The organism is Streptococcus sp. DTU_2020_1001019_1_SI_AUS_MUR_006 (assembly GCF_032340315.1).
Lineage (GTDB): Bacteria > Bacillota > Bacilli > Lactobacillales > Streptococcaceae > Streptococcus.
On record NZ_CP135436.1, the window covers coordinates 1,911,016 to 1,937,804 of the forward strand.

A 26,789-nucleotide genomic window follows, 5' to 3' on the forward strand; every position below is an offset into this window, starting at 1 on the left:
TTATGATTTGAGGTTATTTTAAAAATTTTTAAACATCAATCTCGATATATCTTTTTTGAACATCAATATATTATATTTTACAGTTCCTCTGCAATTTTGTTGATCTTTCTCAGGCGATGATTGACACCACTTTTGGTTAAGGGATTTGTCAGACTATCTGCCAACTTTTGAATAGAATAGTCTGGATGCTGGATACGCAGACGGGCAACTTCCTGCAAGTCTGCTGGCAGATTATCCAAGCCAATTCTATCTTTGATTTTACTGATATTATTAATGGTTTTCATGCTTGCAGAAACCGTACGAGCAATATTTGCCGTCTCTGCATTATTGGCACGATTGAGGTCATTTCGAGTTTCTCGGAGAATCTTGACACCTTCAAAAGTATCACGTGCCTCCATAGCTCCTACTAAAATCAGGAAATCCATAATATCTTCTGCTCGCTGGAGATAGGTCACTGCACCTTTTTTTCGTTCAATCACCTTGGCATCTAACAAGAACTGCTGCAAGAGCGAAGCGATCCCTTGGGCATGGTCCAGATAAACTGAACTAATTTCCAGCTGATACTTGCCTGACTCGGGATCCCGAATACTCCCATTTGCTAAAAATGCACCACAAAGATAGGCACGACCTGCTTCTTCATCTCCTAAAATATCCGGATCAATTCCCGTCTCCAGACCAAAGAAAGAATCAGCCAAACGCAAATCCGCTAAAAGTTCTTGGACTTGTTCATCTGTAAACACAGTATAGACCCGATTTTTACGAAGATTGCTTCTCTGATGATGACGAATCTCCGACTTAATACCATAAAAGTGTAAAAACGATTCATAGAGATGGCGGGCAAGCTTGGCACTCTCTGTAACAACGGACAAGGTCAAGCCAGAACTAGACAAACCTACGCTTCCAGACATCTTGATAATAGCTGATAACTCATAGCGACTCAGGTGGTGTTGACCTAGGATTTCTTCTTTTACTGCTACTGTGAAACTCATTTTCTCACCTGTATGATACGCATTAATTCATCCACGATTAAATCCCCATCATGGAAGGCACCACCATTTTCCAAACGTAGGAAGTTGGATGAAATGACACGGGGAACTTGTTGATGCAAACCGTCAAAATCATGCTCAACCTGTACTAAATACTCATCAAAACGATTGGTATCCATATAATCTCTAGGTACCTTCTCGATATTAACAAGTACTGTATCAATAAATGGTCTACCCAAATGACGATGCAAGACTGCTACGTGATCACTATCTGAGAAATGTTCTGTCTCTCCGCGCTGAGTCATGATGTTGCAGACATAGGCAATTTCAGCCTTGGTTTCCAGAAGAGCCTGACCAATCTCCTCAATGACGATATTCGGCAAAATCGAAGTAAAGAGGGAGCCTGGACCCAAGACAATCATATCACTCTCAAGAATGGTATTGACAACTCGGCGGCTAGCCTGCGGTTTCTCATCGTCTAGAGTGTTGGTGACATAAACATGGTCAATCATGCCTGGATGGTCTGCAATGTGACTTTCTCCAGCTACTTCTGTTCCATCTTTAAAGACGGCATGGAGTGTCAAAGGATGGTCACTAGATGGATAAATCTTTCCTGTCGTATGGAAAAATTTACTCAGTAATTGCATAGCATTATAGGTTGAACCCTGCATTTCAGATAAGCCAGCTATGATAATGTTTCCTAATGGATGACCAGCAAAAGCACCTGCATCCTCAGAAAAACGGTATTGAAAGACCTTTTCATAGAATTTTGGCATATCTGACATGGCCACAAGGACATTACGTAAATCCCCTGGAGGTGTCAACTGTTGAATATTTTTACGCAATTCGCCTGAAGAACCGCCATCATCCGCAACGGTTACAATGGCTGCAATTTCCACATCCTTTTCCCTTAAACTATTTAAAATAACAGGGATTCCGGTTCCTCCACCAATCACCGTAATTTTTGGTTTTCTCATGAACGGTTTACCGTTTCCTTTCTTCGGTCTTTATCACGATGGCTTTCATTTACAGGCCAATTCTTAAACAAATCATTGGCTAATCGTTTGGCAAAGGCAACACTCCGGTGTTGTCCTCCTGTACAACCTACTGCAATGGTTAAAACAGATTTTCCTTCTTTTTTGTAGCCAGGTAGGATTGGTTCGATCAAGGCCAACAAATGGCGGTAGAAATCTTCAGATTCTTCATGATTCATAACATAGTCATAAACGGCCTGGTCTTCACCTGTCTGATTGCGAAGTTCTGGTAGATAGTAAGGATTTGGGAGGAAACGAACATCAAATACCAAGTCAGCATCAATAGGAATGCCATATTTAAACCCGAAAGACATAACCTCAATACGGAAAGACTGAGCCTGTTCTTGATCTGAAAATTGTTCAGCAATCGTTTTACGAAGTTCACGAGGGGTTAACTCTGTTGTGTCTACCACGTTTTGGCTCATATTTTTTAATGGAGCCAAGAGTTCGCGTTCCAACTTGATTCCGTCCAAGATACGACCATCTGCTGCTAGTGGGTGACTTCTTCTTGTTTCCTTATAGCGTGCCACCAATTCCTTATCCGCCGCATCCAAAAAGAGGATTTTAAAGTCTAAATCATCTTGATTTTCCAATTCATCCAAGACAGCCTGAATCTCTGAGAAGAAAGAACGACTACGCATATCAACCACTAGGGCCAACTTGTGGTCATCATCCTTGGTCTCAACCAACTGCAAGAACTTTGGCAAGAGGGCAGGTGGCATATTATCAATGGTAAAATATCCTAAATCTTCAAAGGATTGAATAGCTACAGTTTTTCCTGCACCACTCATCCCTGTTACAATCACCAGGTGAAGTTGTTTCTTTGTCATCTTTGTCTCCTTATATCAAAAGAAGTTTGGAAGAACCAAACTTCAACTCGCTTATCCAATCTCTGCGATGACTTCAATTTCGACTTTTACATCGCGAGGAAGACGAGCTACTTCTACAGCTGAACGAGCTGGAAATTCCTTGTTAAAGGCTGTTTGGTATACCTCATTGAAAGGTACAAAGTCGTTCATATCACTCAAAAAGCAAGTTGTTTTAACAACATGGTCAAAATCTGTACCTGCTTCTGCTAAAATAGCTCCAATATTTTTCAAGACTTGTTCAGTCTGTTCTTGGATCGTTTCTCCTACGATTTCTCCAGTTTCAGGAGATAATGGAACTTGACCGCTAGCAAACAACAGATTGCCAACGATTTTTCCTTGAACGTAAGGTCCGATTGCCTTTGGAGCTTTATCTGTATGAATTGTTTTTGCCATTTGTATTCCTCACAATTTTTCTAAAATAGCATCCCAAGCTTGGTCCATTCCTGCTTTTGTCACTGAAGAAAAGAGGATAAAATCATCACTTGGATCAAAGTTTAATTTCTTTTTAATAGCTGATTCGTGCTTGTTCCATTTCCCACGCGGAATCTTGTCTGCCTTGGTCGCCACAATGATGACAGGAATTTCGTAATATTTAAGGAATTCGTACATCTGCACATCATCAGCCGTCGGATCATGGCGAAGGTCAACGAGACTGACAACCGCTCGAAGATTTTCTCGAGTAGTTAAATATTCCTCAATCATGCGTCCCCATTTTTCGCGTTCCTTTTTGGAAACACGGGCATAACCATAGCCAGGCACATCCACAAAACGCATCTTGTCATCAATATTAAAGAAATTGAGTAGTTGTGTTTTTCCTGGTTTCCCAGAAGTACGAGCTAGATTCTTACGATTGAGCATGGTGTTGATGAAGCTTGATTTCCCAACATTTGAGCGTCCTGCAAGAGCAATTTCAGGAAGTTCATCCTGCGGATAGTGGGACTTATTGGCAGCACTCAGTAAAATCTCAGCATTGTGTGTATTGATTTCCATAGTCACCTCTAGGCTGTCTCTAGAATTGGCTTAGCCGTTCCGTCAACCGCTTCTTTTGTGATACGAACTGTTTTCACATTTTCTTGACTTGGAACTTCAAACATAACGTCTAGCATGGTTTCTTCGATGATTGAACGAAGTCCACGCGCACCAGTTTTACGTTCGATGGCTTTGTTGGCAATCTCTTGGAGAGCCTCATCGTCAAATTCAAGCTCAACATCGTCATATGAAAGCAAGGTCTGGTATTGTTTAACCAAGGCATTTCTTGGCTCTTTCAAAATGCGAACCAAATCATCCACAGTCAACTGCTCCAGAGCTGCAAAGACAGGCAAGCGCCCAATCAACTCAGGAATAATACCGAATTTCTGAATATCTTCTGCAATGATCTCTTGCATGTAAGAGCTGTTTTCGTCAATAGCCTTGTTATTTTGTCCAAAACCGATGACTTTTTCTCCCAAACGCTGTTTGACGATTTCTTCGATGCCATCGAAGGCTCCACCCACGATAAAGAGGATATTCTTAGTGTCCACTTGAATCATTTCTTGTTGTGGATGTTTACGTCCACCTTGAGGTGGTACGCTGGCTACAGTTCCCTCGATAATCTTGAGGAGAGCTTGTTGCACACCTTCACCAGATACATCACGTGTGATAGAAACGTTCTCACTCTTCTTAGCAATCTTGTCGATTTCGTCTACGTAGATAATTCCACGCTCTGCACGCTCGATATTGAAGTCAGCTGCTTGCAAGAGTTTGAGGAGAATATTTTCCACGTCCTCACCTACATAACCAGCCTCAGTAAGAGCTGTTGCATCTGCAATGGCAAAAGGTACATTCAAACTTCTAGCAAGTGTTTGAGCAAGGAAAGTCTTCCCTGAACCAGTTGGGCCAATCATCAAAATGTTTGATTTTTGCAAATCCACATCTTCTGACTCTTCACGAGTGTCATGGAAATTGATGCGTTTGTAGTGGTTATACACAGCTACTGCCAAGGCACGTTTGGCACGATCTTGACCAATCACATAGTGGTTCAAGATGTTTAAGAGTTCGATTGGTTTTGGCACTTCAGACAAGTCTGCTAGGACTTCCTCTGCCAATTCCTCACGAATGATTTCCTGGGCCAACTCCACACATTCATTACAGATAAAGGCGTTGTTCCCAGCGATTATTTTTTTAACTTCTTCTTGGCTTTTGCCACAAAATGAGCAATAAACCATCATATCATTTTTCCTATTTGTAGGCATGATTCCCTTCCGTTCTAAATGATTTTTCTATCTAAAATAAGGTCATATAAAAAGCATGAATGCTATTCACCAAGTTTGTAAAGGCATTAAGCCAGAGTAGAGTAGCAAGTCCAAAGCGCTTTTTACGAAAAGCCTGTGCTCCAGCAAGCAAACAGACCAAACACAACAAAGCTGTGAAAAAACCAAATATACTACGTTCCATTAGACTTCCTTTCTCTTTCTATATTCGATGGTAAAATCATAGGCATTTTTCTCATCTTTGCTATAAGATTTGCTTGCAAGAGTCTCAAAAACAGTCAAGTCAAAATCTTCCGGGAAATAAGTATCCCCTTCAACTTGAGTGTGGATTTGTGTCACAATAATCTCATCGAGATATGGTTCAAAAAGCTGAAAAATCTGCTTGCCTCCAATAATATAGAGATTTTTATCCTGGTTCTGATACCAGTCTAAAACGTCCTCAACATTTTGGAAAACCAGAGCACCCTCAATTGACTCTTCAGGATTGCGCGTCAAAATCAGAGTCTCACGTCCTGGAAGCAAACGTCGTCCCATCCCATCAAAGGTGACACGTCCCATCAAGATGGCATGATTCAAGGTTGTTTCTTTAAAATGTTTTAACTCTGCTGGCAAATGCCATGGTAAGTGATCCTCTTTTCCGATTACACCCTTTTCATCTTGTGCCCAGATGGCTACGATTTTCTTTATCATGCTTTCATCCTTTTTATTGATAGTTCTATTTTATCAAAAATCTTGAAAAAAGACTGTTTTGGAACGCCCTACGAAATAGAAAAAATCCGTAGAAAACTTCTACGGATTTTTGACAAAATAGAGTATCTTACAAACCAGGTACTTGTCCTAATTCTGCTGCAAGCATCCAGACAGTTTTTTCAAGGTCTGCCTTAGCACCAACAAAGATATCATTGGTTACATCATCACCTTCTTCATCTGTTACATCCAATGCTTTTTGGAAGAGTGTGATGAGGTAACGATAAATAGATAGAACACGCTCTAAACTTTCTTCTACGTTACGGAATTCTCCAACTTCTTCTTCGATTTCACTGTGTTGAAGGAATTCTGTCAAAGTAGAGTAAGGTTTGCCACCAAGAGTGATCAAGCGTTCGCTGATTTCATCAAGGTAACCATCAAGGCTATCCATATATTCATCCATCTTAGGATGCCATACCATAAAACCACGTCCACGCATGTACCAGTGTACTTGATGAAGAGCGATATGCGCTACATACAAGTCTGCTACGGCTTGATTCAAGACTTCTTTCGTTTTTACTAGCGTTTCAGGAGCTGTCTTAGATAATGTTGTTACGTCTTTTAATGCATCTTTTTTCAATTCTACCATTTTTCTCACCTCATAATATTATTTTTGCAACCATATTTATTGATTACTATCTCAGTATACTACTCCAAGTAGACAAAAGCAAGGAAATTAACTCATATTAAAAAAGTTGTAATTGACTGATAATTTAAGAAAATGAGTGGCTATTTATCCTAGCTATTTTCTCTGTTTTTACTAGAAAATTGACTTTGATAAAGATCATAATAGAAACCTTTTGCAGCTAGGAGACTTTCATGATTTCCTTGTTCAATAATCTGTCCATCTTTCAGCACCAAAATCTTATCAGCTTCCTGAATAGTCGAAAGTCGATGGGCAATGACAAAGCTTGTTCTCCCCTTCATCAAACGTTTCATGGCCTTTTGAATCAAGAGCTCTAGACGAGTATCGACTGATGAGGTCGCTTCATCAAGGATTAGAATTTTTGGATCCGCTAAGAGGGCACGCGCGATGGTTAAAAGCTGTTTCTGACCAAGAGAGATATTGCTAGACTCCTGATTCATTTCCATATTATAACCACCTGGAAGAGTGCGGATAAAGTGGTCAACATTGGCCGCCTTGGCAGCTTCAACGATTTCTTCATCTGTTGCCTCAAGATTTCCAAAGCGAAGATTTTCCTTGATACTGCCTTCATAGAGCCAGGCATCCTGTAGGACCATCCCAAACTGTCGACGATAGTCCTGACGAGACAGGTCACGAATATCTTGGCCATCCACTAAAATGGCACCAGCTGTCACATCGTAAAAACGCATGAGAAGGTTAATCAAGGTTGTTTTCCCTGCTCCAGTAGGTCCAACGATAGCTACCATCTCTCCAGGTTCAACATCTAGGTTGAAATTGCGAATCAATGGTTTGTTTTCCACATATTGGAAATCGACGTTTTTGAAACTAACTTGACCTGTCAATGGTGCCAAGTCTTTTACTTCCTCACTTTGAACTTCTTCCTGTTCATCCAAAACTTCAAAGACACGATCAAGCGAAGACTTAGCACTTTGCATTTGTCCTGCTAACTGAGTGATATTTTGGATCGGCTGGCTAACTTGCCACACATACTGAACGAAAGCTTGCATATTACCAATCGTCAAGCGCCCTGCAATAACCTGCAATCCACCTAAGACTGCAACAATCAGGTAGGTTAAATCAGACACGATATGAAGGGCAGGCATCATCAATCCTGAAATAAAGCTCGCCTTAAATCCGACTTGTTGCAATTCATCCGTAATCTTTTCAAATCTCTCTTGAGAGTTTTCTTCGCGTCCGAAAAGTTTTAAAACATTGAAACCTGTTAAGTTTTCCTGTACAAATCCATTCATACGTCCCAATATAGCTGCCTGCTGTTTAAAGTACGGCTGCGAACGATTTAGAATCGTTTTAGCACCAAAATAAGTAATCGGAATCGACAAGATAACAATGATAGCCAACTGAAGATTTAGATAGAGGACCATTCCCATAACAAAAATAATGGTAAAGACTGCATTAACAATCTGTAAGAATGATTGTTGGAGTGCATTAGATACGGTCTCTACATCACTAGTAAAACGTCCCAGCAAATCCCCAAATTGGTGCTTGTCAAAGTAAGACACAGGGATGCGGTTGATTTTTTCGCTCATTTCATTTCGCAAATCCTGTATCATGGACTGTACCGCATTGGTCATGAAGTAGTTTGAGTAATAAGACCCCAACTCATAAAAAAGACCACGCAAGAGATAGATCACCAGAATCACTGCGATATAGCTGGTATTAATCCCTGCTCCTGCAACACCATTTGCCATGGCAAGAAGATTGCTGGTTAACTCAGTGATAGCAAGTCCCAATACGAAAGGCTCGATAACACTCATAATGACGCTGACTATTTTCAAGAAGACAGCAAAGAAAACAGAGAAACGGTAGGCTTTTAAATAGCTCCATAGACGAGCTAGACTAGATTGTTGTTTCATCCTTTACCTCCTATTCTTCTGTCAGAGACGCATTTTTCAACTGCGACTCAGCAATTTCTCGATAGATGTCATTGGTTTCCATCAATTCTTCATGACGGCCACGAGCAACAATTTCCCCCTTATCAAGGACGATAATCTGATCAGCGTCCATAATGGTCCCAACCCGCTGGGCAACAATTAAGACCGTTGCATCTTGAGTCACTTCCTTGAGACGACGACGCAAGATAGCATCTGTACGGTAGTCCAAGGCTGAGAAGGAATCATCAAAGATATAGATATCTGGACCCTTGATGACTGCGCGGGCAATCGACAAGCGTTGCTTTTGACCACCTGATAGATTGCTTCCCCCTTCAGCCAGATGAGTTGCAAAACCTTCTTCTCGACTTTCGATAAAGTCTTTGGCTTGGGCTACATCAGCTGCTTGGTGCAAGTCCTCATGACTGGCGTCCTCTTTTCCGTAACGGAGATTATCTGCGATAGTCCCTGTAAAGAGCAAGGCTTTTTGTGGAATAAATCCAATTTTCTGGCGGAGTGATTTGAGACGGTAATCCCGGACATCAACACCATCGACCTTAATTTTCCCTAGCGTAACATCGTAGAAACGAGGAATCAATTGAACTAGAGTAGACTTACCTGAACCAGTTGAGCCGATAAAAGCAATGGTTTCTCCCGGTTTAGCAGTAAAGGAAATGTTATGCAAAACAGGGCTTTCTGTTTCCCCAGGATAGGCAAAGGTTACATTATCAAATTCTAGATAACCATGGGTTTCTGTTTCTTGAATTCCGTCCTCATTTGGATCAATGGAAATCGGCATATCCATGATTTCCTTCAAGCGTTCACTAGATACAGCCGTTCTAGGGTACATGGTAAAGAGGTTTGACAAGAAAAGGAAGGACAAGAGAGCGTGGAAACTATACTCGATAAAGGCTACCAAATCCCCAATCCGCAAACTTCCTTGCTTGAGAGGATCTAAAGCAAACCAAACGATAGCTACTATCATGGCAATAATGATTTGCACAAACAGTGGCTCTGTCAAACCAGTCAATTTGAACAAGCGATTCGAATTATCTGCATAGATTGCATTTTTCTCTTCGAAACGTTTTTCTTGGAAATCTTCACGAGCAAAGGCACGAATCACTCGTAGCCCCATCAAATTTTCACGGACATACTGGTTAATCTTATCCAAAGTTTTCTGTTGTTTTTCAGATAAGGGGCGCGTTTTCACCGCCACATAAAGGACTACTACAGCTAGGAAAGGAACGGAAAAAGCGACAATCCAAGCTAGTGAAGGGCTGGTCAAGAAAATCATAAGAATACTCGACAGCATCATCATGGGAGTGATAACACCCAACTTAAGCGTCTGCTCTGCAAACTGCATGAGAACAAAGGCATCACTAGTAATACGAGTCACCAATGAAGAAACACCAATTTGTTCATATTCGTGATGAGAATACTCTTGTAATTTAGCATAAACATCATTTCGCATGTCCTTAACCATATTGGTGGTCAGTTTACTCGCAGCATAAGACAGAACTATCCTTCCAAATGTGCCCAAGACGATAATAACCAACATGACCATGGCCCAAAAATAGAGTTTTTCTTCATTACCTTGATTAATCCCCTGGTCAATCATGCGAGCAAGAACAGTCGGTAGCCCAAGATTGACAATAACAAAGAAAATAGCTCCGAAGAAGTCTAACACTAACCACTTGGGATAACGTTTGAGATAAGACCAAATATAAAGCATAATTCTCCTTTCTTTTTCATTCAAAATGCAGAAAAGAGCGTGCTTACGCACGCCTTTTTACTAAAAAGAAGACAGGCAGTCTTAACCTCGAGGGAGGGAACTGTCTGTCTCAGATATTTGAAGCTTATTTTACAAAGTCAAGCAATGCCAAGAAGCTTTCTGGATCAAGTGATGCACCACCAACAAGAGCTCCGTCAACGTCTGGACAAGCCATGTATTCAGCAACGTTTTCAGGTTTAACTGAACCACCGTATTGAACACGTACTTTATCAGCAACTTCTTGACCGAAGTCAGCAGCTACAACGTCACGAACAACTTTACACATTTTTTGTGCGTCGTCTTGTGAAGCTGATTTACCAGTACCGATAGCCCAGATTGGCTCATAAGCGATAACTGTTGAAGCGACTTGTTCTGCAGTCAATCCAGCAAGAGCAGCTGAAACTTGAGCACCTACGAATTCTGCTGCTTTACCAGCTTCGTAAGTTTCAAGTGACTCACCACAACAGATGATTGGAAGCATGCCGTTAGCAAAGATTGCTTTTGCTTTTTTGTTGATGTCTTCGTCTGTTTCGTGGAAGTAGTCACGACGTTCTGAGTGACCGATAACAACGTAGTCAGTACCGATTTCTTTCAAAACTTGTGGGCTAGTTTCACCAGTGAAAGCACCAGCATTTTCAAAGTAGCAGTTTTGAGCAGCAACTTTAAGGTTTGAACCTTTAGCAGCAGCAAGAACAGTTGTCAAGTCAAGAGCAGGAGCTGCGATACCTGCTTCAACAAGATCAGCTGAAGGAAGTTTTGACGCAACTGCTTCAACAAATGCTTTTGCTTCTTCTGGGTTTTTGTTCATTTTCCAGTTACCAGCGATAAATGGTTTACGTGACATTTCACATACCTCTTTTTTCATTTTATTTTCTACTTATTTTATCATATTTAAAGATAGCTTGCAAATCTTACTCTGTAACTATAAGTCTTCTTTTCAAAAACTTTCCAGTTGCCATTTCTATTTGGAAGTTGGCTTGCGCCTCGTTAATTTGACCACTGCTTCTGTCCTTGCTGTGTGCGGAAACATGTCAACGGACTGGATATAATGCAGTTCAAAGACATCAACCAATCGGACTAAATCACGCGCCAAGGTAGACACATTACAGGATACATAAACCATCTTTTCAGGAGCGTATTTGACAATGGTATCCAAGAGCTTATCATCTAAACCTGTACGTGGCGGATCCACAATCAGGGCATCGGCACGATAGCCTTCCTTGTACCAACGAGGAATAATTTCTTCTGCAGTCCCTGCTTCATAGTGAGTATTGGTATAACCCATACGCTGGGCATTTGCTTTGGCATCCTCAATAGCTTCTGGAATAATATCCATTCCTCTCAAACTTTTGACCTTTTTAGCAAAGGCAAAACCAATGGTCCCAACACCACAATAGGCATCAATCAGATGGTCGTTCTCAGTAACGTCCAAGGCCTTAACCGCTTCACTGTAGAGGATTTCCGTCTGTTCAGGATTAAGCTGATAAAAAGCTCGAGGTGAAAGAGAGAACTCATAGTCTAAAACACCCTCACGTATACTATCTTGACCCCAAATAATCTCTGTCTTGTCCCCATAAGTCTCAGAAGTTTTGGCAGTATTGGTATTGACTGCGACAGTCACTACTTCAGGATAATCCTTGACTAGGTCTTTCACAAATTGAGTCAAATTCAATTGGCGATTGGTCACAATGATAATCTGAACTTGCCCAGTTTTCCGTGCTCGACGAACCATGATGGTCCGAACTCCAAGGATTTTCCGTTCATCTGTAATCGGAATTTGATGATAGGTCAAGAGTTCAGCAATGCGATTGGCAACCGCTTGTGTCTCCTTGTCTTGAACCAGGCAGTCCTTTAACTCGACCAAATAATGGGAATTCTGAGCATACAAACCTGCCTTGACTTGACCTTTAAACTTTCGCGTTTGGAATTGCAGTTTAGCACGATAATACTTGGGTTTCTGCATGCCAATGGTTGGTCTAATTTCAAAATTTTCATAGCCAGCAGGTGCAAATTTCTTCAGAGCTTGATGGAGGAGATCCGTCTTGAATTCTAACTGCTTGTCATAATGAAGGTGCATAATCTGACAGCCACCACACTCATTATAAATAGTACAATCTGGAACTACTCGAAACTTGGATTTTTTATTGACCTCAAGCAGCTTAGCCTCAACGTAGTTACGCTTAACCGAAGTCACCTGACAATAGATATCTTCTCCCTTGAGGGCACCTGGAACAAAAACGAGGGTTTTCTGGTAAAATCCGATACCTTCCCCGTTTATCCCCATACGCTTGATTTTTAATGGAATTTTTTGTTTGACTTTTAGATTCATAAGTCTATTATACCACGTAGTTTCTCAATGGTTAAGAATATGTTACAATAAAACCATGAATACAAAGATATCTTTTTCCTCATTGGATTTTCCTGAGCAATTACGAACTTATATAGAGGAGGCAAGCCTTTCTGACAGCTCTTCTCATTCAAGCGCAAGGGTCCTTTATCTTGACTCAGGTTACTATTTAAAAATTGATCAAAAGGGAAGATTAGAGCGAGAAGCTAGCATTGCGAGTTGGTTTGAACAAGAGGGAATAGGAACTCCTGTTATCGACTATTTATCTACGGATAAAGACTATCTTCTGACAAAAGAAGCCATTGGCCGTGATGCTCTCGCTTTTTTAGATCAGCCAGAAAAAATCTGCCTAACAATGGCAGAGGCTCTTAAAAAGCTTCACAGCTTAAACCCACACAATTTTCCATCAGAAAATCATTTACAGACCTATAAAGACAGAGTCTTTAAAAACTATGAAAAAGGGGAGTTCTATGCCAAGGCGCTCCTAGCCCAATTCCAGATTAGCAGTCGCGAAGAGGCCTTCCAACTCATCCAAGAACAAGGGCACCTTTTAAAGACAGATGCCTTCATTCACGGGGACGCCTGTCTACCGAACTTTATTCTAAAAGATGCTAGCCATTTCTCTTGCTTCATTGATCTTGGTTTGGCTGATTTTAGTGATCGGCATATCGATCTCTTTTGGGCAATTTGGTCCCTCAATTACAACTTAAAAGATCCCAAATATGCTGAACTATTTCTCGACTATTACGGGAGAGAGCTGGTTGATAGCAACAAACTTCGACTCGTTGCTGCCTTTGAAGCATTTGGGTAAGAGGAAAACATGAAAATCACAAAACTTGAAAAGAAAAAAAGACTCTATCTGCTCGAGCTTGATAGCGACAAATCCTGCTACATTACAGAGGATACCATTGTGCACTTTATGTTGACTAAAGGGAAAGAGATCTCAGCTGAAGAACTAACTGAGATTAAATCATTTGCGCAATTTTCCTACAGTAAAAATCTAGCTCTTTACCACTTATCCTTCAAAGCCCGTACTGAAAAAGAAGTTAGAGATTATCTTGCCAAACATGAAATTGATGAGAAAATCATCCCCAAAGTTATCCAGTCTTTAAAAGATGATAATTGGATCAATGATCGCCAATATGCTCAAGCAATCATCAATTCCAATCAGCTTTCAGGAGATAAGGGAAGCTATATGCTGATGCAGAAGATTTCTCAAAAAGGTGTTGCCAAATCCATTATCCAAGAAGTCATACAAGAATTTGAAATGACGGAAGTGGCAGAGCGTACAGCTGAAAAACTATTGAAAAAATACCAGGGGAAATTACCTGCCCGTGCTCTACAGGATAAGGTTATCCAAGGTCTAACCAACAAAGGATTCTCATACTCAGAGGCCAAAACAGCCTTTGACCAATTGGACAGCCAGGTCGAAGAAGAAACCGTTCAGGAACTTATTTTTAAAGAGTTAGACAAGCAGTATCGGAAATATTCACGAAAGTATGAAGGATACGAACTGAAACAACGTTTGACCCAAGTTTTAGCTAGAAAAGGCTACGATTTTTCGGACATAGCCAGCGCTCTTAGAGATTATCTGTAACTTTTTCATGAAAAATTAAGAACTTTAAACAAAAATATGATACAATAGTAAACGATAAACTTATAAATTGTAGAAAGTTGGTTAGTTATGAAACTTCCAAAAGAAGGCGACTTTATTACAATTCAAAGTTATAAGCATGATGGGAGTCTTCACCGTACTTGGAGAGACACCATGGTACTAAAAACAACAGAGAACGCTATTATCGGCGTCAACGACCACACACTTGTTACCGAAAGTGACGGTCGTCGTTGGGTAACTCGAGAACCGGCTATTGTTTACTTTCACAAGAAATATTGGTTTAATATTATCGCTATGATTCGGGATAATGGTATCTCCTACTACTGCAATATGGCAAGTCCTTACTATCTAGACGAAGAAGCTTTAAAGTACATTGACTATGATTTGGATGTTAAAGTTTTTACAGATGGTGAAAAACGCCTCTTGGACGTTGAGGAGTATGAACGACATAAGCGAAAAATGAAGTATTCTTCTGACTTAGACTATATTTTGAAAGAGCATGTTAAGATTCTTGTTGATTGGATCAACAATGAACGAGGCCCCTTCTCAGAAGCCTATGTCAACATTTGGTACAAACGCTACGTAGAACTAAAGAATCGGTAAAGTTGTCAAAGGTCAGGAACAAAATCCTGACCTTGTTTTTATTTGAAAAAATACAAATCACCTTCGTATCAAAATAGTTAGTTTTGTCTTTCTACATAGCACCAATCCTTTAGTACAATCCTTGGAAAAAATGACTTAACAAAGAAAATGTTATTTAATCTACTAACTGATTTAATCGTTTTTGAAAATATAAAGCAATATTTTTAGACTCAATAAACTCAAAATATTTAATGACATTGTTCATTTGTTTAATTCCAGATTCTTTAGATTCTGTCAGGTATATTTTATATCCTTCTACAAATTTGAATGTAGATTTTTCAAAAACTTTTGTGTCATCTTTTAATAATTTTTTTAATTTCATTTCAAAGTAGTCTGCATATATTAGATGTGAATTTTCAAGGCAACAAAACCAAAAATTTAAACAAGCTGACACAACTAAATTCCTATTCTTGCCGATTTTTTCGTAATAATGTGTACGCTCTAGTATTTCTTTTCCGACCCTGTAAATATAATCTATTTCAAAAAGATGATATAAATTACCAATCAGCGTTATCTCATAGGACTCCCATCGTTCCTTCTGGAATAAATAGTCATATACTAAATTTAGATCATCTCTACTAACTACATGATTACAATCTATTTGATTTAATAATCCTTGAACCATAATTGTATTTATTTTATGAGTTTTTTCCCCACTCTTCTCAAAAAGTTTTTGTTGCTCATTTTTTATTTCCTCCAACCCTTTAGTATTCAAACTATAAAAATTTGGAGATAAATTAACCAAAAAATCATCAAGCTCAGATCTTTTATAATGTTCTAGGTAGTTACAAAAATTCTCTATCGAAACATTGATATTTGATAATAATTTAAAGAACGTTGAAAGAGAAATTTCATTTTCTCCCCTTTCAAATCTAGAGAGTTGAGATTTTGATATAGAATCAGCTGCAGCATACTCTAAAGAATATCCGTTTAATTTTCTAAAATATCGAAAAGCTTCTCCGTAATTTTTCATACTTTCGTTCCCTTAACTTTCTTTTCGAGCGATAAACATACCATATTCTTTAGGAATGATCAACGTACCATTATTAAACTCACTTTCCAATCTTTTACGTATTATTTCCTCTTCTAGTGAACCTATTTCTGAAATTCCTTTAAACGATTGGATGTATTTAACTAGGTCATCTATTCTAGTTACCTGTAACTCATCATCATAGAGTAATGTATCGACAGAGTTAAAATACCTACTCAGGTACCTTTTACCATTTTGTAAAGTAAACGTTTTATTTTCTAAATCTTGATTAACCTCATCTTTCAATAAACTGGCCAAAAAATCTACAACTCCATTTTCACCAAATGTAGCACAGTAAAAAATGCCCCCTGTTTTTAGAACCCTATTCACCTCAGAGAGAACTTTAGGAATATCATTCACATGATGTAGAAGCATATTAGCAATAACAATATCAAATGTTTCATTCTCAAAAGAAATCTTTTGAATATCCATTATTTCATAGTTGACATTGTCTCTATTTCCAATCACTGACTTCGTTGTTTTTACCATATCTTGAGAAAAATCTGTAACAACCAACTGCTTCATCTTGTCTATAGAATCAAGATTACTTTTCCACAGTTCTCCTGTACCACATCCCAATTCTAGAACCTTTACTTCATCAGTGATTTCGTAGTTAGAAAATATCCAATTGTTAAATCCCAATTTATTTTTTGAATACTTCTTATGCAATTCTACTCGAATATCAAGATTATCATGATTTTTATATTGTTCAATTACCTTATCAATCATTAAAAATGACCTCCACTCTATAATTTGACATTATATCACAAGAATAAAGATAGTGTAAAATAAGTTGTATAAATGCAAAAAGGAATAAATTTACCACAGCATTGCTAAACTCCCTGGATTAAAAATAAAAAATATCAATAAATTTTCCATTTTTTTCTTGAAACAGCATTAAACTGTTTATCTGTCTTCTAGATTCCAAATATCCCCAATCAAAATTTTTTCTTTTATTCACAAGTTTTAAGAATTCACATGTTTATTGAAGTCTCACAAGCTCGAACTAGGAATTCAAGACTTGCTCCATTGATTTCTATTCTACCACCTTTTGTTAGCAAAAAACCTGCCACATTAGGCAGGTTTCCCTTTAAATATCTAATTTTGTAACGGTGAACTTGATATGCGAATAGTCTTTCTCGATATCCTTATCTAGCATGAAGGCTGTTGCATCTTTCTTGACTTGTACCAGGTCGATATTCTGGGCTTGAGCTGCATATACACAACCACAGTAACATTGGCGATAGATGTCATACTCTTCACACATCTCTACAGAACGTTTGTAGCCTTGATTTTTCTTAAAGTCACTCGGAAGATAATGAGTGGTGTAGATTTTCTGCACATCAATTCCAATACTATTGATGGTTTGCGAATTTTTATGAGGACTGATCGTCAGGGCCGAACCAAAGTAGTCAAATCCTAAGTCCATGGCCACCTGCGCTGTCTTATCCAAGCGATAGTCAAAACAAACCTTGCAGCGGTCACCACCTTCAGGTTCTTCTTCCAAACCTCTAACCAGTTGACGGTATTCATTAGGCTCATAAGGTGCTTCTAGGTATTGGACATTATTGCTAGTTCGCTCATTGAAATCACTGACAAACTTTTTTGTTACATAGGCGCGCTTATGATACTCAGCTTTGGGATGGATATTTGAATTTGCAAAATAAATGGTCACATCTGCATACTTGGTCAAATACTCTAAAGTATAGGTGCTACAGGGGGCACAACAGACGTGCATGAGAATAGTTGGCCTCTCTTCATTTTTTTCCCACACTTGGACCATCTTTTGCATGACACGGTCATAGTTGATCTTTTGATTGGGATTCATCTTACTTAGAATTTCTTCTACATCGATCATACTCTTCTCCTTTTCTTCTTGTTATTTTATCACAAGAAGCCTCTTTGGGCAAATAGGTTTTCGTGCTTTACTCAGTTTTTAAGTCCTAGTCCAATACCTTGCCCATCCTTTTTAGACCGATTATTAGGATAGGGGAGGTTAAAAGCAAGATAAGACCTAGAACTAAAAAGACAGCTACAAGACCCCAATGATCGATCAACCAACCTGTCAATGGGAAAATGACAATCATAGATAAACTAAAGAGCATAGAATTGATACTAAGCATGGTGGCTCTTACACTTGAGGGTAAATAGCCTTGTAAATCATTGAAGTAGATCGGCTGATAAACTGCATAGAGTCCATTAGTCAAGAGATAGATCAATAGATAAGCCAAGGGTGTGCCAATAACTACAAATAACAAGGCCAATCCCGTTAGTACAACAAGAATCGGAAAAACTTGGTTGCTATTCCATTTTTTACCGATTTGACTAGCTACATAAACCGCAAATAGATTTAGCAAACTACCAATCAGCATGACCAATGAAACCTGCCATCCTGCTAAGTCACTTATTTTCTGCTGATAGTAAAAGTAAAACATGCACATGAGTGTCCCGACTAGCTGGTAAGCCATCATCCAGTAAAAGAGCACTGGTTTTTCTTGCCATTCTTGTTTCACTACCACCAATATCCGTTTTAAGGTCAAATGCTCTCTTTCATCACTCTTGCTCTCTGGCTCTTTCATTAGAAAAATCAAGAGAATGGATAGTGATGAAAGTCCAATAGCAATCAAATAAGTCCAAGCCAATGCTCCGTGAATAAAGAGGCCTGCCACAACTGTACCTAAGGTTCGGGTGACTTCTGCCACACCAGACAAAAAGCTAGAAATATAAAGATAACGGTCCTTTTGACCTGCTTCTACAGCTGAATCATATAAGAAAGCCGTACTGGTCCCCGAATCAAAATTGTAGGACCAAGCATTAACCATCATGGCAAGCGCATAAATCCAAAAATTCCCCTGACCAAACAAAATCAAGATAGAGGATACAATACTGGCCAAGCGAGCCAAATAGAGATTGGTCTTGTAGCTAAATCGATCGGCCAACATACCAGAGGGGATTTCACACAAGAGACTTGTACCGTGAAAGATACTTTCTAATAGACCGATTTGAAGTAAGGAAAGACCATTTTGGATGAAAAATAAAATCCAAAAACTGGTAATACCAAAATAAGATGTGAATTCCAGTCCTGCTAGGAGTGGAATATTGCGTTTGTAAGTTCTTTTAAACATTGTTTTCTCTCTTTCAATATGTAATATAATTGTTTCTAAAAGACTTACCTAGATTTGCCTACATTTTCTCCACCTCTTTCATTTAAAGTGAGAGTAGGGCTGTAAAAGCTGATGAAATCAACGTAGTAGAGCCCACTCAACCACTGCGTCTTGCTCGACAATCCAAAGATAATTGAGAGGCTAGGACTTTTGTCCCAGCCTCATCGTTATTAAGGTTTGATACGGTGCAACATACGTGGGAATGGGATCGCTTCACGGATGTGTTTAGTTCCAGCTGCGAAGGTGACCATACGCTCGATACCAATACCAAATCCACCGTGTGGAACTGTACCGTATTTACGAAGGTCAAGGTAGAATTCGTACTCTGTACGATCCATGCCAAGTTCATCCATCTTAGCGACAAGGGCATCGTAGTCTTCCTCACGCATAGAACCACCGATGATTTCTCCATAGCCTTCTGGAGCGAGCAAGTCTGCACAAAGCACGCGCTCTGGATTTCCAGGAACTGGTTTCATGTAAAATGCCTTGATGGCTGCTGGATAGTTCATAACAAATGTTGGCACACCAAAGTGATTTGAAATCCAAGTTTCATGTGGTGAACCAAAGTCATCACCATGCTCAAGATGTTCGTAGTCAGCGTCTTCATCATTTTCATGCTCTTGCAAGAGGTCAATAGCTTGATCATAAGTGATGCGTTTGAATGGCTCTGCAATGTAGCGTTTCAAAAGTTCTGTATCACGTTCCAAGGTTTCCAAGGCTTGAGGCGCACGGTCAAGAACTCCTTGAAGAAGAGCTTTTACATAAGCTTCTTGCAAATCAAGTGACTCATCGTGTGTCAAGTATGAGTACTCCGCATCCATCATCCAGAACTCAGTCAAGTGACGGCGAGTTTTTGATTTCTCCGCACGGAATACTGGACCAAAGTCGAATACACGACCAAGAGCCATAGCACCAGCTTCAAGATAAAGCTGTCCTGATTGGCTCAAGTATGCTGGTGTTCCAAAGTAGTCTGTTTCGAAAAGTTCTGTAGAATCTTCTGCTGCATTTCCTGAAAGAATTGGGCTATCAAATTTCATGAAGCCGTTCTTGTCAAAGAACTCATAAGTTGCATAAATGATTGCGTTACGGATTTGCATAACAGCGACTTGTTTGCGTGAACGCAACCACAAGTGGCGGTTATCCATCAAGAAGTCTGTTCCGTGTTCTTTTGGTGTAATTGGGTAGTCTTGAGATTCACCAATCACTTCGATGTCTGTAATGTCCAACTCATAGCCAAACTTAGAACGTTCGTCTTCTTTGACAATCCCTGTCACATAAACAGAAGTTTCTTGGCTTAAGCGTTTGATAACATCAAACTTCTCAAGTCCCACTTCTTCACCAAATTTTTCGATAAAGTTTGGTTTAAAAGCCACACCTTGGAAAAAGGCTGTTCCATCACGCAATTGTAAGAAGGCAATTTTCCCTTTTCCTGATTTGTTGGCAACCCAAGCACCGATAGTGACTTCTTGACCAACGTAGTCTTTTACTTCGATAATTGTTACACGTTTTGTCATCATTTATCTTCCTTTATTCGTTTAACTTGTCCAAAGACATTATTACTCATTATTGTACCACAAATAATGCCTGATAGCTAGCTAGTTTGACAGAAATTCCTAAGTTTTTAAAAATAAAAACCTCCGTTATTAAGACGAAGGTTAAACTTCTTATTTTTCCATAAATTGGTGCAAACGACGAATGGCTTCTTTAAGTGTATCTAGATCTGTCGCATAGCTGAGACGGACATTTTCTGGTGCTCCAAATCCAGCACCTGTTATCAAGGCTAAACCAACTTCCTCAAGGATAGCCGTTGTAAATGCTGTTACGTCTGTATAGCCTTTCATCTCCATAGCTTTTTTAACATTTGGGAAGAGATAGAAAGCTCCTTGTGGTTTGACAACTTCAAAACCAGGGACTTCACACAAGAGTGGATAGATGGTATTCAAACGTTCTTCAAATGCTTGACGCATAACTTCCACAGAATCTTGCGGTCCAGTTAGCGCCTCGATTGTTGCGTATTGTGAAACAGCGGTTAGGTTAGAAGTCGTTTGACCTGTCAATTTGCTCATGGCAGCAATGATTTCTGGATCACCCACTGCATAACCTACACGCCAACCAGTCATAGCATAGGCCTTAGACACTCCATTGATGACAATGGTTTGGTTGCGAATGGCTTCTGATAGACTAGAGATTGGGACGAATTCATTTCCGTTATAGACCAAACGACCATAAATATCATCTGCTAGGATGAGAATGTCATGTTCAACAGCCCAATTTCCAATGGCCAAGAGTTCCTCACGAGAATAGATCATACCGGTAGGATTAGATGGTGAGTTAAGAACCAAGACCTTGGTCTTAACTGTACGAGCTGCTTCTAATTGCTCCACAGTTACTTTAAAGTGATTGTCTTCTTTGGCTTGGACAAAGACTGGAACACCTTCTGCCATCTTAACCTGATCCCCATAGCTGACCCAGTAAGGTGTTGGAATAATAACCTCATCTCCAGGATTAACCACAGCCATAAAGAAAGTGTAGAGTGAGAATTTTGCACCTGTAGCAAAAGTGACTTCGTTAGCCGCTACGGAATAACCATAATAACGCTCAAAATAGGTATTGACCGCTGCTTTTAACTCAGGTAAACCTGAAGCTACCGTATAGAAAGAAGCACGTCCATCTCGAATAGCCTCAACAGCAGCATCTTGAATATTTTCAGGAGTATGAAAATCGGGCTGACCTAAAGTTAAGAAAAGAACATCTTTTCCTTCAGCCTTTAATTTCTTTGCTCTTGCATCGCTAGCCAAAGTCACACTTTCTTCCATTTCTAAGACACGTTTAGATAATTTCATAGTTTCTCCTTTTCGATTAGGGCACCAGATTCAAAATCCACTAGATAGTAGTCTCCACCAGACTTGATTTCCCAGACGGGTTTATCAGCATACCGTCCAAAGGTAACCGTATCAATTTCAGTTGCTCCTTTTTCTCTAACAACTGCTTCTGCTTTTTCTTGTGAAGTACCATTTTCTAGTTGATATACATAGATTTTTTGACTATTTTTCTCAATTAAAACGGCTACTGGCTTTTGATTCTTGTCTTGGCCAAGGACACTATAATAGCTCTCTAAACCATTGAAGAAATCAACCTGACTGACCGTTTCTAGATTCGCATACTGCTTGGCAAGCTTTTCCCCTTCTACCTTCGCTGTTTGATAAGGCTTCATGCTAAGCCACACCAAATAGAGAAAGGAAGAAGTCACAACTAGTGCCAGCAGGGTCAAGCCAATACTGTACTGAAATAATAAGGAATTTTTTTCTTTTTTCTGTCTCATTTTCACTCGTCTATTTTACCATCTATCCAAGTGAATTACAAGTGAGTAAAAGAGGAGGATTTGTCTCGGAACTTCTCTTATGACAGGAATATATGACGCTTGAATCATTGATTTCACAGACTTTTCATAATCTCTACTCCTAAAAATAATCTTGACTATCATCGATTTTTATTTTCTGGGCAAATTTCTTGCAAATGATTTTGTTTTGTTGTAACATCGTTTATAACAACAGAGAAAGCTCTGATTAAAATCTAAAGGAGACTCCCTATGTCTAAAAAAGTATTATTTATCGTTGGTTCACTTCGTGAAGGTTCTTTCAACCACCAAATGGCTCTAGAAGCTGAAAAAGCTCTTGCAGGAAAAGCTGAGGTTAGCTACCTTGACTACTCAGCAATCCCACTTTTTAACCAAGAACTTGAAGTTCCAACTCTTCCAGCTGTAGCAGCAGCTCGTGAAGCTGTTCTGGCTGCTGATGCTATCTGGATTTTCTCACCAGTCTACAACTTCTCAATTCCTGGAACAGTTAAAAACTTGCTTGACTGGCTTTCACGCGCAATTGACTTGTCTGATACACGCGGAGCATCTGCTCTTCAAGATAAGATTGTAACAGTATCATCTGTAGCCAATGCTGGTCATGACCAACTCTTTGCAATCTACAAAGACCTCTTGCCATTCATCCGTACACAAGTTGTTGGTGAATTCACTGCAGCTCGTGTCAACGATTCTGCTTGGGCAGATGGTCAATTAGTTCTCGAAGACAGTGTTGCTTCTTCACTAAAACAACAAGCTGAAGACTTGGTTCAAGCTATTCAATAATTGAATTAAAAAAGAAAGATAGTAGAAAATGTTAGTTTCTACTATCTTTTTCTTAATCAACTAATTCATCAATCATACTATGTTTCAGTGGTAAACTACACATCACTAAAAGGAAAATAAAGGAAGATTGAATCCAAAAGAGAGCCAAATCAAAAATTCCGTGCACAGCTACTACTGTCAAGAAAGAGAGGTAAAGTCCAAGGATAGGACGCTTACTAGGTACTTGACTCATATCAATCAACATTCGTACTGGAGTGGAAGAAGCAATCCCCAAGAGAACGGTACCAACAACTCCATAACTCAAAATCGTATCTATATAAATACTATGAGCATGTTCATGATAAGGTGCTCCAATACGAGGAAAAGAGTGCATATAGGTTAGCGGTCCTTCACCCCAGAATGGATTTTGCTTAAACAAGGCCATCCCAGCATTCCAGATAGAAACACGCTCTTCCATAGATGAATCTAAGGTTCCCATTCGAACACCCAAATCACTTGAAAATAGAAAAGCTAAACCAACCCCAAAAACTCCAACACTAAGCCAAAAGGCACGCCAGTTCTTAATAGTTGTGAAGAGATAAATAATCGCTCCAAAGATGATGGCTGGAAAAGCTGTGCGATTCTGCGTAAAGTTTAAACCGAATAAATTAGCAAAGATGGCAATCATAGAAAAGATTCGTAACCACCTTAACTTCGTTGTACTAATCAGATAAAAACCAATCATGATACAGAAACAACAGATAATTCCATAGTAATTGGGATTAAAGAAGGCAACCTCCGCTCGATTTTGATGCCAAACCTGCATTCGTGGTGAGAGGAAGGTATAATCAAATTTCTTTACAATTTGGAAATGTTCCAAGGCTGCAAAGGCTGCTGCAAAGACACTTAAGGCTAATATTCCTTCAATCGTCAACCTGAAAAATTTAGGAGTCAACTGGGATTGATAGTAGTAAAAGAAGATGGCAAACAGAAACATGGCCACCGAAGAAACTACTCCCATCACATTTTGTGCCAGAAGAGAAATTGCAGTGCTATAAGCAATAAAAAAGAGCAAGACAGGGTGTTGAGACAAACGTTTCAAGATCCCCTTCATCTCCCCAGTATATACTAACCAAAGTAAGTAAGAGATAAAAATAATAACAAAAAGATAAAAAGGAAGAAAAATACTCAGAATAACTCCTAAAAGAAGTCCTTCTTGTTTCGATAAACTTTTTAACTTTTCAATGACACCTATTGATTTCACAACAGATCCTTTCCTTCTGAATATCACATTCAGATAAATAAGCTATTAAAACATTTTACCATTTTTCAAGCGATTTGAAAACCTCTTTGCCTCTATCATCCTAACTAAAACTGGGTAAAATTTTATAGTTAGCTAAGATTACTCTAAAAAACGCTATCCCTTTTTTAAAAATATGGTACAATAAATCTAATTATTCCAGAAAGGGTCTAGCATGAAATCCTACCAAGAAGTCTATAAAATACTAGCTACTGAGACTGATTATCTAAGCGGAGAAAAAATAGCTGAGAGATTAAACCTATCTCGAACTTCAGTATGGAAGGCGATCCAACGTCTCCAGCAAGAGGGACTGGAGATTGACAGTATCAAAAATCGTGGGTATAAACTTCTGGACGGAGACCTTATCTTGCCTCAGGAAATCGAAGCGAATAGTCCCATTACTGTCCTGTTTAAACCCTCGACTAAATCTACCCAAACCGATGCTAAAGAGGCTATGGAAGCTGGTGCCAAAGGGGATAAACTCTACCTTTCCACTAGCCAAACTATGGGACGCGGTCGTTTTCAACGTCCCTATTATTCTCCAGATAAGGGGGGGATTTACATGTCCCTTCACCTACAACCCAATCTCCCTTATCAGAATCTTCCTGCCTATACACTTCTAACAGCTGGAGCTATCTACAAGGCTATCAAAAACCTTAGTTTAATCGACGTGGATATCAAGTGGGTCAATGATATTTATCTGAACCAGAAAAAAATTGCTGGTATTCTAACCGAAGCCATTACCTCCGTCGAAACTGGACTCGTTACAGATGTTATCATTGGGGTCGGGATCAACTTTTCGATCGCTGAATTTCCCAAGAATCTACAAACTAAAGCTGGAAGCTTATTTTCTCAAAATACTCCCATTACTCGCAATGAATTGATTGCTGAAATTTGGAAATGTTTCTATGAAACAGAAGCCGATGAACTCCTCTATCTCTATAAAAAACGCTCAATCGTTTTAGGAAAAGAGATCTCTTTCAAGAAGGATCAAGAAATAATCACAGGAAAAGCCTGTGACATCTCTGACCAAGGCCAACTGCAGATAGAATTAGCAAACGGTGAAAAGATTTGGCTCAATAGTGGCGAAGTTTCACTGACTAAATGGTAGTTTTCCTAGATCAAAAAAATCGACCTTTATTATTGAAGGTCGATTTTTGATCTGTTATTTTTTCAAACGTTCAACGTCACGCGCGATAACGAGTTCTTCATCTGTTGGGATGACAAGTACACGAAGTTTCGCAGCATCTGTAGAGATATCGCCAGTCACACCAAAGACATTTTTCTCTGGATCTACATCACAACCGAACCAAGAAATCCCTGAAATAACATCTTCACGTACATTAGTAGAATTTTCACCGATACCTGCTGTGAAAATAATAGCATCTGCTCCATTTAGGACTGCAAGGTATTGACCAATATGTTTTTGGATACGGTCAACATACATTTCATAAGCCAAAGTGGCATCGTGATCTCCTGCCTCCATAGCAGCAATTACATCACGCATGTCACTAGATTTACCAGAAACACCCATCAATCCTGACTCACGATTGAGAATACGACTGATGTCCTCAGGCTTGTTAAAGTCCTCTGTATATTGCATTAAATAAGGAATGATGGCTGGGTCAATATCCCCTGTACGAGTTCCCATCATTACACCACCAAGTGGAGTGAATCCCATTGAGGTATCAACAGATTTCCCACCCTTAACAGCTGTAATAGAAGCACCATTACCGATGTGACAGGTGATTAACTTCAACTCTTCAAGTGGACGTCCCAAGAGTTTTGCTGCTTCTTGAGCAACGTACTGATGGCTTGTACCGTGCGCTCCGTACTTACGAACCTTGTTTTCTGTGTAATATTTTGTTGGTAGAGGATAGCGATAAGCTTTCTCTGGCATTGTTGTATGGAAGGAAGTATCAAAAACAACGACACTCGTAATATCTGGCAATAATTCTTTGAAGGCGCGAATACCCGCAGCATTTGCAGGGTTGTGCAATGGAGCAAGGAGACCTAACTCTTCAACTTTTTCCAAGACATCGCCTTCAACGACTGTAGACTCTTTGAAGTACTCTCCACCTGCAACGACACGGTGTCCAACACCAGTAATTTCATCATAAGATTTAATAATATCAAAACGAATCAAGTCATCAAGCAAAATCTTAACTGCCAAAGTATGGTTGTCAATGTCAAGGACTTGTTGCTCTGAACGACCATCGAACTTAACTGTAGAAATAGAATCCTTCAATCCGATTCGCTCAATCAACCCTTTTGCAAGCACCTTTTCTTCTGGCATTTGGTAAAGTTGCCATTTCAAGCTAGAGCTTCCAGCGTTAATTGCAATGGTTTTTGTCATAATGTTTCCCCTTTTTAAGCGTTTTCA

General features: G+C 39.4%; 27 protein-coding genes. 5 read left to right on the forward strand and 22 right to left on the reverse strand.

Annotated features, from left to right (window positions below):
* Positions 1-77: 77 nt before the first annotated feature.
* The 13 genes from whiA to rlmD all read right to left on the reverse strand — a co-directional run bounded on the left by whiA (position 78) and on the right by rlmD (position 12,520).
* Positions 78-989: a DNA-binding protein WhiA gene (gene whiA / locus RRU92_RS09130; protein WP_153225748.1), complete on the reverse strand. Its 912-nt coding sequence runs from the start codon at positions 987-989 to the stop codon at positions 78-80.
* Positions 986-1,963 (reverse strand): YvcK family protein, encoded by a 978-nt coding sequence (locus RRU92_RS09135; RefSeq protein WP_153225749.1) that lies wholly within the window; start codon positions 1,961-1,963, stop codon positions 986-988. The genes whiA and RRU92_RS09135 overlap by 4 nt, the downstream gene beginning before the upstream one ends.
* Positions 1,960-2,850, reverse strand: a complete 891-nt coding sequence (gene rapZ / locus RRU92_RS09140; protein ID WP_153225750.1) for an RNase adapter RapZ — start codon at positions 2,848-2,850, stop codon at positions 1,960-1,962. The genes RRU92_RS09135 and rapZ overlap by 4 nt, the downstream gene beginning before the upstream one ends.
* Before the next feature lie 51 nt (positions 2,851-2,901).
* Positions 2,902-3,282, reverse strand: a complete 381-nt coding sequence (locus RRU92_RS09145; RefSeq protein WP_001140424.1) for a RidA family protein — start codon at positions 3,280-3,282, stop codon at positions 2,902-2,904.
* Positions 3,283-3,291: 9 nt separating this feature from the next.
* A complete protein-coding gene (gene yihA / locus RRU92_RS09150; RefSeq protein WP_006148034.1) occupies positions 3,292-3,879 on the reverse strand; it encodes a ribosome biogenesis GTP-binding protein YihA/YsxC in 588 nt (195 codons plus the stop codon).
* 8 nt (positions 3,880-3,887) lie between these two features.
* Positions 3,888-5,120 (reverse strand): ATP-dependent Clp protease ATP-binding subunit ClpX, encoded by a 1,233-nt coding sequence (gene clpX, locus RRU92_RS09155; RefSeq protein ID WP_006145154.1) that lies wholly within the window; start codon positions 5,118-5,120, stop codon positions 3,888-3,890.
* A gap of 31 nt (positions 5,121-5,151) precedes the next feature.
* The gene (locus tag RRU92_RS09160) at positions 5,152-5,322 is read right to left on the reverse strand and encodes a hypothetical protein (protein WP_315639470.1); all 171 of its coding nucleotides are present in this window, start codon (positions 5,320-5,322) and stop codon (positions 5,152-5,154) included.
* A complete protein-coding gene (locus RRU92_RS09165; protein ID WP_315639472.1) occupies positions 5,322-5,828 on the reverse strand; it encodes a dihydrofolate reductase in 507 nt (168 codons plus the stop codon). The genes RRU92_RS09160 and RRU92_RS09165 overlap by 1 nt, the downstream gene beginning before the upstream one ends.
* A gap of 127 nt (positions 5,829-5,955) precedes the next feature.
* The gene (locus RRU92_RS09170) at positions 5,956-6,474 is read right to left on the reverse strand and encodes a Dps family protein (RefSeq protein WP_315639473.1); all 519 of its coding nucleotides are present in this window, start codon (positions 6,472-6,474) and stop codon (positions 5,956-5,958) included.
* A 149-nt stretch (positions 6,475-6,623) separates the two neighbouring features.
* Positions 6,624-8,405, reverse strand: a complete 1,782-nt coding sequence (locus tag RRU92_RS09175) for an ABC transporter ATP-binding protein (RefSeq protein ID WP_248035730.1) — start codon at positions 8,403-8,405, stop codon at positions 6,624-6,626.
* A 10-nt stretch (positions 8,406-8,415) separates the two neighbouring features.
* Positions 8,416-10,152 carry an ABC transporter ATP-binding protein gene (locus RRU92_RS09180; RefSeq protein ID WP_315639474.1) on the reverse strand — a complete coding sequence of 579 codons (1,737 nt, stop codon included), beginning with the start codon at positions 10,150-10,152 and terminating at the stop codon, positions 8,416-8,418.
* Between the two features lie 124 nt (positions 10,153-10,276).
* Positions 10,277-11,035, reverse strand: a complete 759-nt coding sequence (tpiA, locus tag RRU92_RS09185) for a triose-phosphate isomerase (protein ID WP_000087887.1) — start codon at positions 11,033-11,035, stop codon at positions 10,277-10,279.
* A 117-nt stretch (positions 11,036-11,152) separates the two neighbouring features.
* Positions 11,153-12,520 carry a 23S rRNA (uracil(1939)-C(5))-methyltransferase RlmD gene (gene rlmD, locus RRU92_RS09190; protein WP_315639475.1) on the reverse strand — a complete coding sequence of 456 codons (1,368 nt, stop codon included), beginning with the start codon at positions 12,518-12,520 and terminating at the stop codon, positions 11,153-11,155.
* A 55-nt stretch (positions 12,521-12,575) separates the two neighbouring features.
* Between rlmD and RRU92_RS09195 the strand changes: the two genes are divergently transcribed.
* The 3 genes from RRU92_RS09195 to RRU92_RS09205 all read left to right on the forward strand — a co-directional run bounded on the left by RRU92_RS09195 (position 12,576) and on the right by RRU92_RS09205 (position 14,756).
* The gene (locus RRU92_RS09195) at positions 12,576-13,349 is read left to right on the forward strand and encodes an aminoglycoside 3'-phosphotransferase (protein ID WP_315639477.1); all 774 of its coding nucleotides are present in this window, start codon (positions 12,576-12,578) and stop codon (positions 13,347-13,349) included.
* A gap of 9 nt (positions 13,350-13,358) precedes the next feature.
* The gene (gene recX, locus RRU92_RS09200; RefSeq protein WP_315639478.1) at positions 13,359-14,135 is read left to right on the forward strand and encodes a recombination regulator RecX; all 777 of its coding nucleotides are present in this window, start codon (positions 13,359-13,361) and stop codon (positions 14,133-14,135) included.
* Between the two features lie 87 nt (positions 14,136-14,222).
* Positions 14,223-14,756: a DUF402 domain-containing protein gene (locus RRU92_RS09205; protein ID WP_049504712.1), complete on the forward strand. Its 534-nt coding sequence runs from the start codon at positions 14,223-14,225 to the stop codon at positions 14,754-14,756.
* 154 nt (positions 14,757-14,910) lie between these two features.
* On the opposite strand, the gene RRU92_RS09210 is transcribed toward RRU92_RS09205, so the two are convergent.
* The 7 genes from RRU92_RS09210 to RRU92_RS09240 form a co-directional block, all read right to left on the reverse strand.
* Complete coding sequence (locus RRU92_RS09210; protein WP_315639479.1) at positions 14,911-15,768, reverse strand: Rgg/GadR/MutR family transcriptional regulator; 858 nt, start codon at positions 15,766-15,768, stop codon at positions 14,911-14,913.
* A 12-nt stretch (positions 15,769-15,780) separates the two neighbouring features.
* A complete protein-coding gene (locus RRU92_RS09215; protein WP_315639480.1) occupies positions 15,781-16,554 on the reverse strand; it encodes a class I SAM-dependent methyltransferase in 774 nt (257 codons plus the stop codon).
* Positions 16,555-16,915: 361 nt separating this feature from the next.
* Complete coding sequence (locus tag RRU92_RS09220) at positions 16,916-17,683, reverse strand: epoxyqueuosine reductase QueH (protein ID WP_153225213.1); 768 nt, start codon at positions 17,681-17,683, stop codon at positions 16,916-16,918.
* An 85-nt stretch (positions 17,684-17,768) separates the two neighbouring features.
* A complete protein-coding gene (locus RRU92_RS09225; RefSeq protein ID WP_315639482.1) occupies positions 17,769-18,950 on the reverse strand; it encodes an MFS transporter in 1,182 nt (393 codons plus the stop codon).
* A gap of 209 nt (positions 18,951-19,159) precedes the next feature.
* On the reverse strand, positions 19,160-20,503 hold the full coding sequence (asnS, locus tag RRU92_RS09230) for an asparagine--tRNA ligase (protein WP_410530776.1): 1,344 nt from the start codon (positions 20,501-20,503) through the stop codon (positions 19,160-19,162).
* A 150-nt stretch (positions 20,504-20,653) separates the two neighbouring features.
* Positions 20,654-21,832, reverse strand: a complete 1,179-nt coding sequence (locus RRU92_RS09235) for a pyridoxal phosphate-dependent aminotransferase (RefSeq protein WP_315639484.1) — start codon at positions 21,830-21,832, stop codon at positions 20,654-20,656.
* Positions 21,829-22,317 carry a DUF5590 domain-containing protein gene (locus RRU92_RS09240; RefSeq protein WP_315639485.1) on the reverse strand — a complete coding sequence of 163 codons (489 nt, stop codon included), beginning with the start codon at positions 22,315-22,317 and terminating at the stop codon, positions 21,829-21,831. Before RRU92_RS09240 ends, RRU92_RS09235 begins: the two co-directional genes overlap by 4 nt.
* 261 nt (positions 22,318-22,578) lie before the next feature.
* Between RRU92_RS09240 and RRU92_RS09245 the strand changes: the two genes are divergently transcribed.
* Positions 22,579-23,127: an NADPH-dependent FMN reductase gene (locus tag RRU92_RS09245; protein ID WP_315639486.1), complete on the forward strand. Its 549-nt coding sequence runs from the start codon at positions 22,579-22,581 to the stop codon at positions 23,125-23,127.
* Between the two features lie 52 nt (positions 23,128-23,179).
* On the opposite strand, the gene RRU92_RS09250 is transcribed toward RRU92_RS09245, so the two are convergent.
* Positions 23,180-24,370: an O-antigen ligase gene (locus tag RRU92_RS09250; protein WP_315639487.1), complete on the reverse strand. Its 1,191-nt coding sequence runs from the start codon at positions 24,368-24,370 to the stop codon at positions 23,180-23,182.
* A 211-nt stretch (positions 24,371-24,581) separates the two neighbouring features.
* Here RRU92_RS09250 and birA point away from each other — a divergent pair, with 211 nt between their 5' ends.
* Complete coding sequence (birA, locus tag RRU92_RS09255) at positions 24,582-25,517, forward strand: bifunctional biotin--[acetyl-CoA-carboxylase] ligase/biotin operon repressor BirA (RefSeq protein WP_315639488.1); 936 nt, start codon at positions 24,582-24,584, stop codon at positions 25,515-25,517.
* Between the two features lie 54 nt (positions 25,518-25,571).
* On the opposite strand, the gene RRU92_RS09260 is transcribed toward birA, so the two are convergent.
* Positions 25,572-26,762, reverse strand: a complete 1,191-nt coding sequence (locus RRU92_RS09260; RefSeq protein ID WP_315639490.1) for an acetate kinase — start codon at positions 26,760-26,762, stop codon at positions 25,572-25,574.
* Positions 26,763-26,789: the final 27 nt, after the last annotated feature.

Excerpts from the sequence above, each read along its gene's own strand:
- whiA (WP_153225748.1), bottom strand. The coding sequence starts at position 989 with ATGAGTTTCACAGTAGCAGTAAAAGAAGAAATCCTAGGTCAACACCAC.
- RRU92_RS09135 (WP_153225749.1), bottom strand. The coding sequence starts at position 1,963 with ATGAGAAAACCAAAAATTACGGTGATTGGTGGAGGAACCGGAATCCCT.
- rapZ (WP_153225750.1), bottom strand. The coding sequence starts at position 2,850 with ATGACAAAGAAACAACTTCACCTGGTGATTGTAACAGGGATGAGTGGT.
- RRU92_RS09145 (WP_001140424.1), bottom strand. The coding sequence starts at position 3,282 with ATGGCAAAAACAATTCATACAGATAAAGCTCCAAAGGCAATCGGACCT.
- yihA (WP_006148034.1), bottom strand. The coding sequence starts at position 3,879 with ATGGAAATCAATACACACAATGCTGAGATTTTACTGAGTGCTGCCAAT.
- clpX (WP_006145154.1), bottom strand. The coding sequence starts at position 5,120 with ATGCCTACAAATAGGAAAAATGATATGATGGTTTATTGCTCATTTTGT.
- RRU92_RS09160 (WP_315639470.1), bottom strand. The coding sequence starts at position 5,322 with ATGGAACGTAGTATATTTGGTTTTTTCACAGCTTTGTTGTGTTTGGTC.
- RRU92_RS09165 (WP_315639472.1), bottom strand. The coding sequence starts at position 5,828 with ATGATAAAGAAAATCGTAGCCATCTGGGCACAAGATGAAAAGGGTGTA.
- RRU92_RS09170 (WP_315639473.1), bottom strand. The coding sequence starts at position 6,474 with ATGGTAGAATTGAAAAAAGATGCATTAAAAGACGTAACAACATTATCT.
- RRU92_RS09175 (WP_248035730.1), bottom strand. The coding sequence starts at position 8,405 with ATGAAACAACAATCTAGTCTAGCTCGTCTATGGAGCTATTTAAAAGCC.
- RRU92_RS09180 (WP_315639474.1), bottom strand. The coding sequence starts at position 10,152 with ATGCTTTATATTTGGTCTTATCTCAAACGTTATCCCAAGTGGTTAGTG.
- tpiA (WP_000087887.1), bottom strand. The coding sequence starts at position 11,035 with ATGTCACGTAAACCATTTATCGCTGGTAACTGGAAAATGAACAAAAAC.
- rlmD (WP_315639475.1), bottom strand. The coding sequence starts at position 12,520 with ATGAATCTAAAAGTCAAACAAAAAATTCCATTAAAAATCAAGCGTATG.
- RRU92_RS09195 (WP_315639477.1), top strand. The coding sequence starts at position 12,576 with ATGAATACAAAGATATCTTTTTCCTCATTGGATTTTCCTGAGCAATTA.
- recX (WP_315639478.1), top strand. The coding sequence starts at position 13,359 with ATGAAAATCACAAAACTTGAAAAGAAAAAAAGACTCTATCTGCTCGAG.
- RRU92_RS09205 (WP_049504712.1), top strand. The coding sequence starts at position 14,223 with ATGAAACTTCCAAAAGAAGGCGACTTTATTACAATTCAAAGTTATAAG.
- RRU92_RS09210 (WP_315639479.1), bottom strand. The coding sequence starts at position 15,768 with ATGAAAAATTACGGAGAAGCTTTTCGATATTTTAGAAAATTAAACGGA.
- RRU92_RS09215 (WP_315639480.1), bottom strand. The coding sequence starts at position 16,554 with ATGATTGATAAGGTAATTGAACAATATAAAAATCATGATAATCTTGAT.
- RRU92_RS09220 (WP_153225213.1), bottom strand. The coding sequence starts at position 17,683 with ATGATCGATGTAGAAGAAATTCTAAGTAAGATGAATCCCAATCAAAAG.
- RRU92_RS09225 (WP_315639482.1), bottom strand. The coding sequence starts at position 18,950 with ATGTTTAAAAGAACTTACAAACGCAATATTCCACTCCTAGCAGGACTG.
- asnS (WP_410530776.1), bottom strand. The coding sequence starts at position 20,503 with ATGACAAAACGTGTAACAATTATCGAAGTAAAAGACTACGTTGGTCAA.
- RRU92_RS09235 (WP_315639484.1), bottom strand. The coding sequence starts at position 21,832 with ATGAAATTATCTAAACGTGTCTTAGAAATGGAAGAAAGTGTGACTTTG.
- RRU92_RS09245 (WP_315639486.1), top strand. The coding sequence starts at position 22,579 with ATGTCTAAAAAAGTATTATTTATCGTTGGTTCACTTCGTGAAGGTTCT.
- birA (WP_315639488.1), top strand. The coding sequence starts at position 24,582 with ATGAAATCCTACCAAGAAGTCTATAAAATACTAGCTACTGAGACTGAT.
- RRU92_RS09260 (WP_315639490.1), bottom strand. The coding sequence starts at position 26,762 with ATGACAAAAACCATTGCAATTAACGCTGGAAGCTCTAGCTTGAAATGG.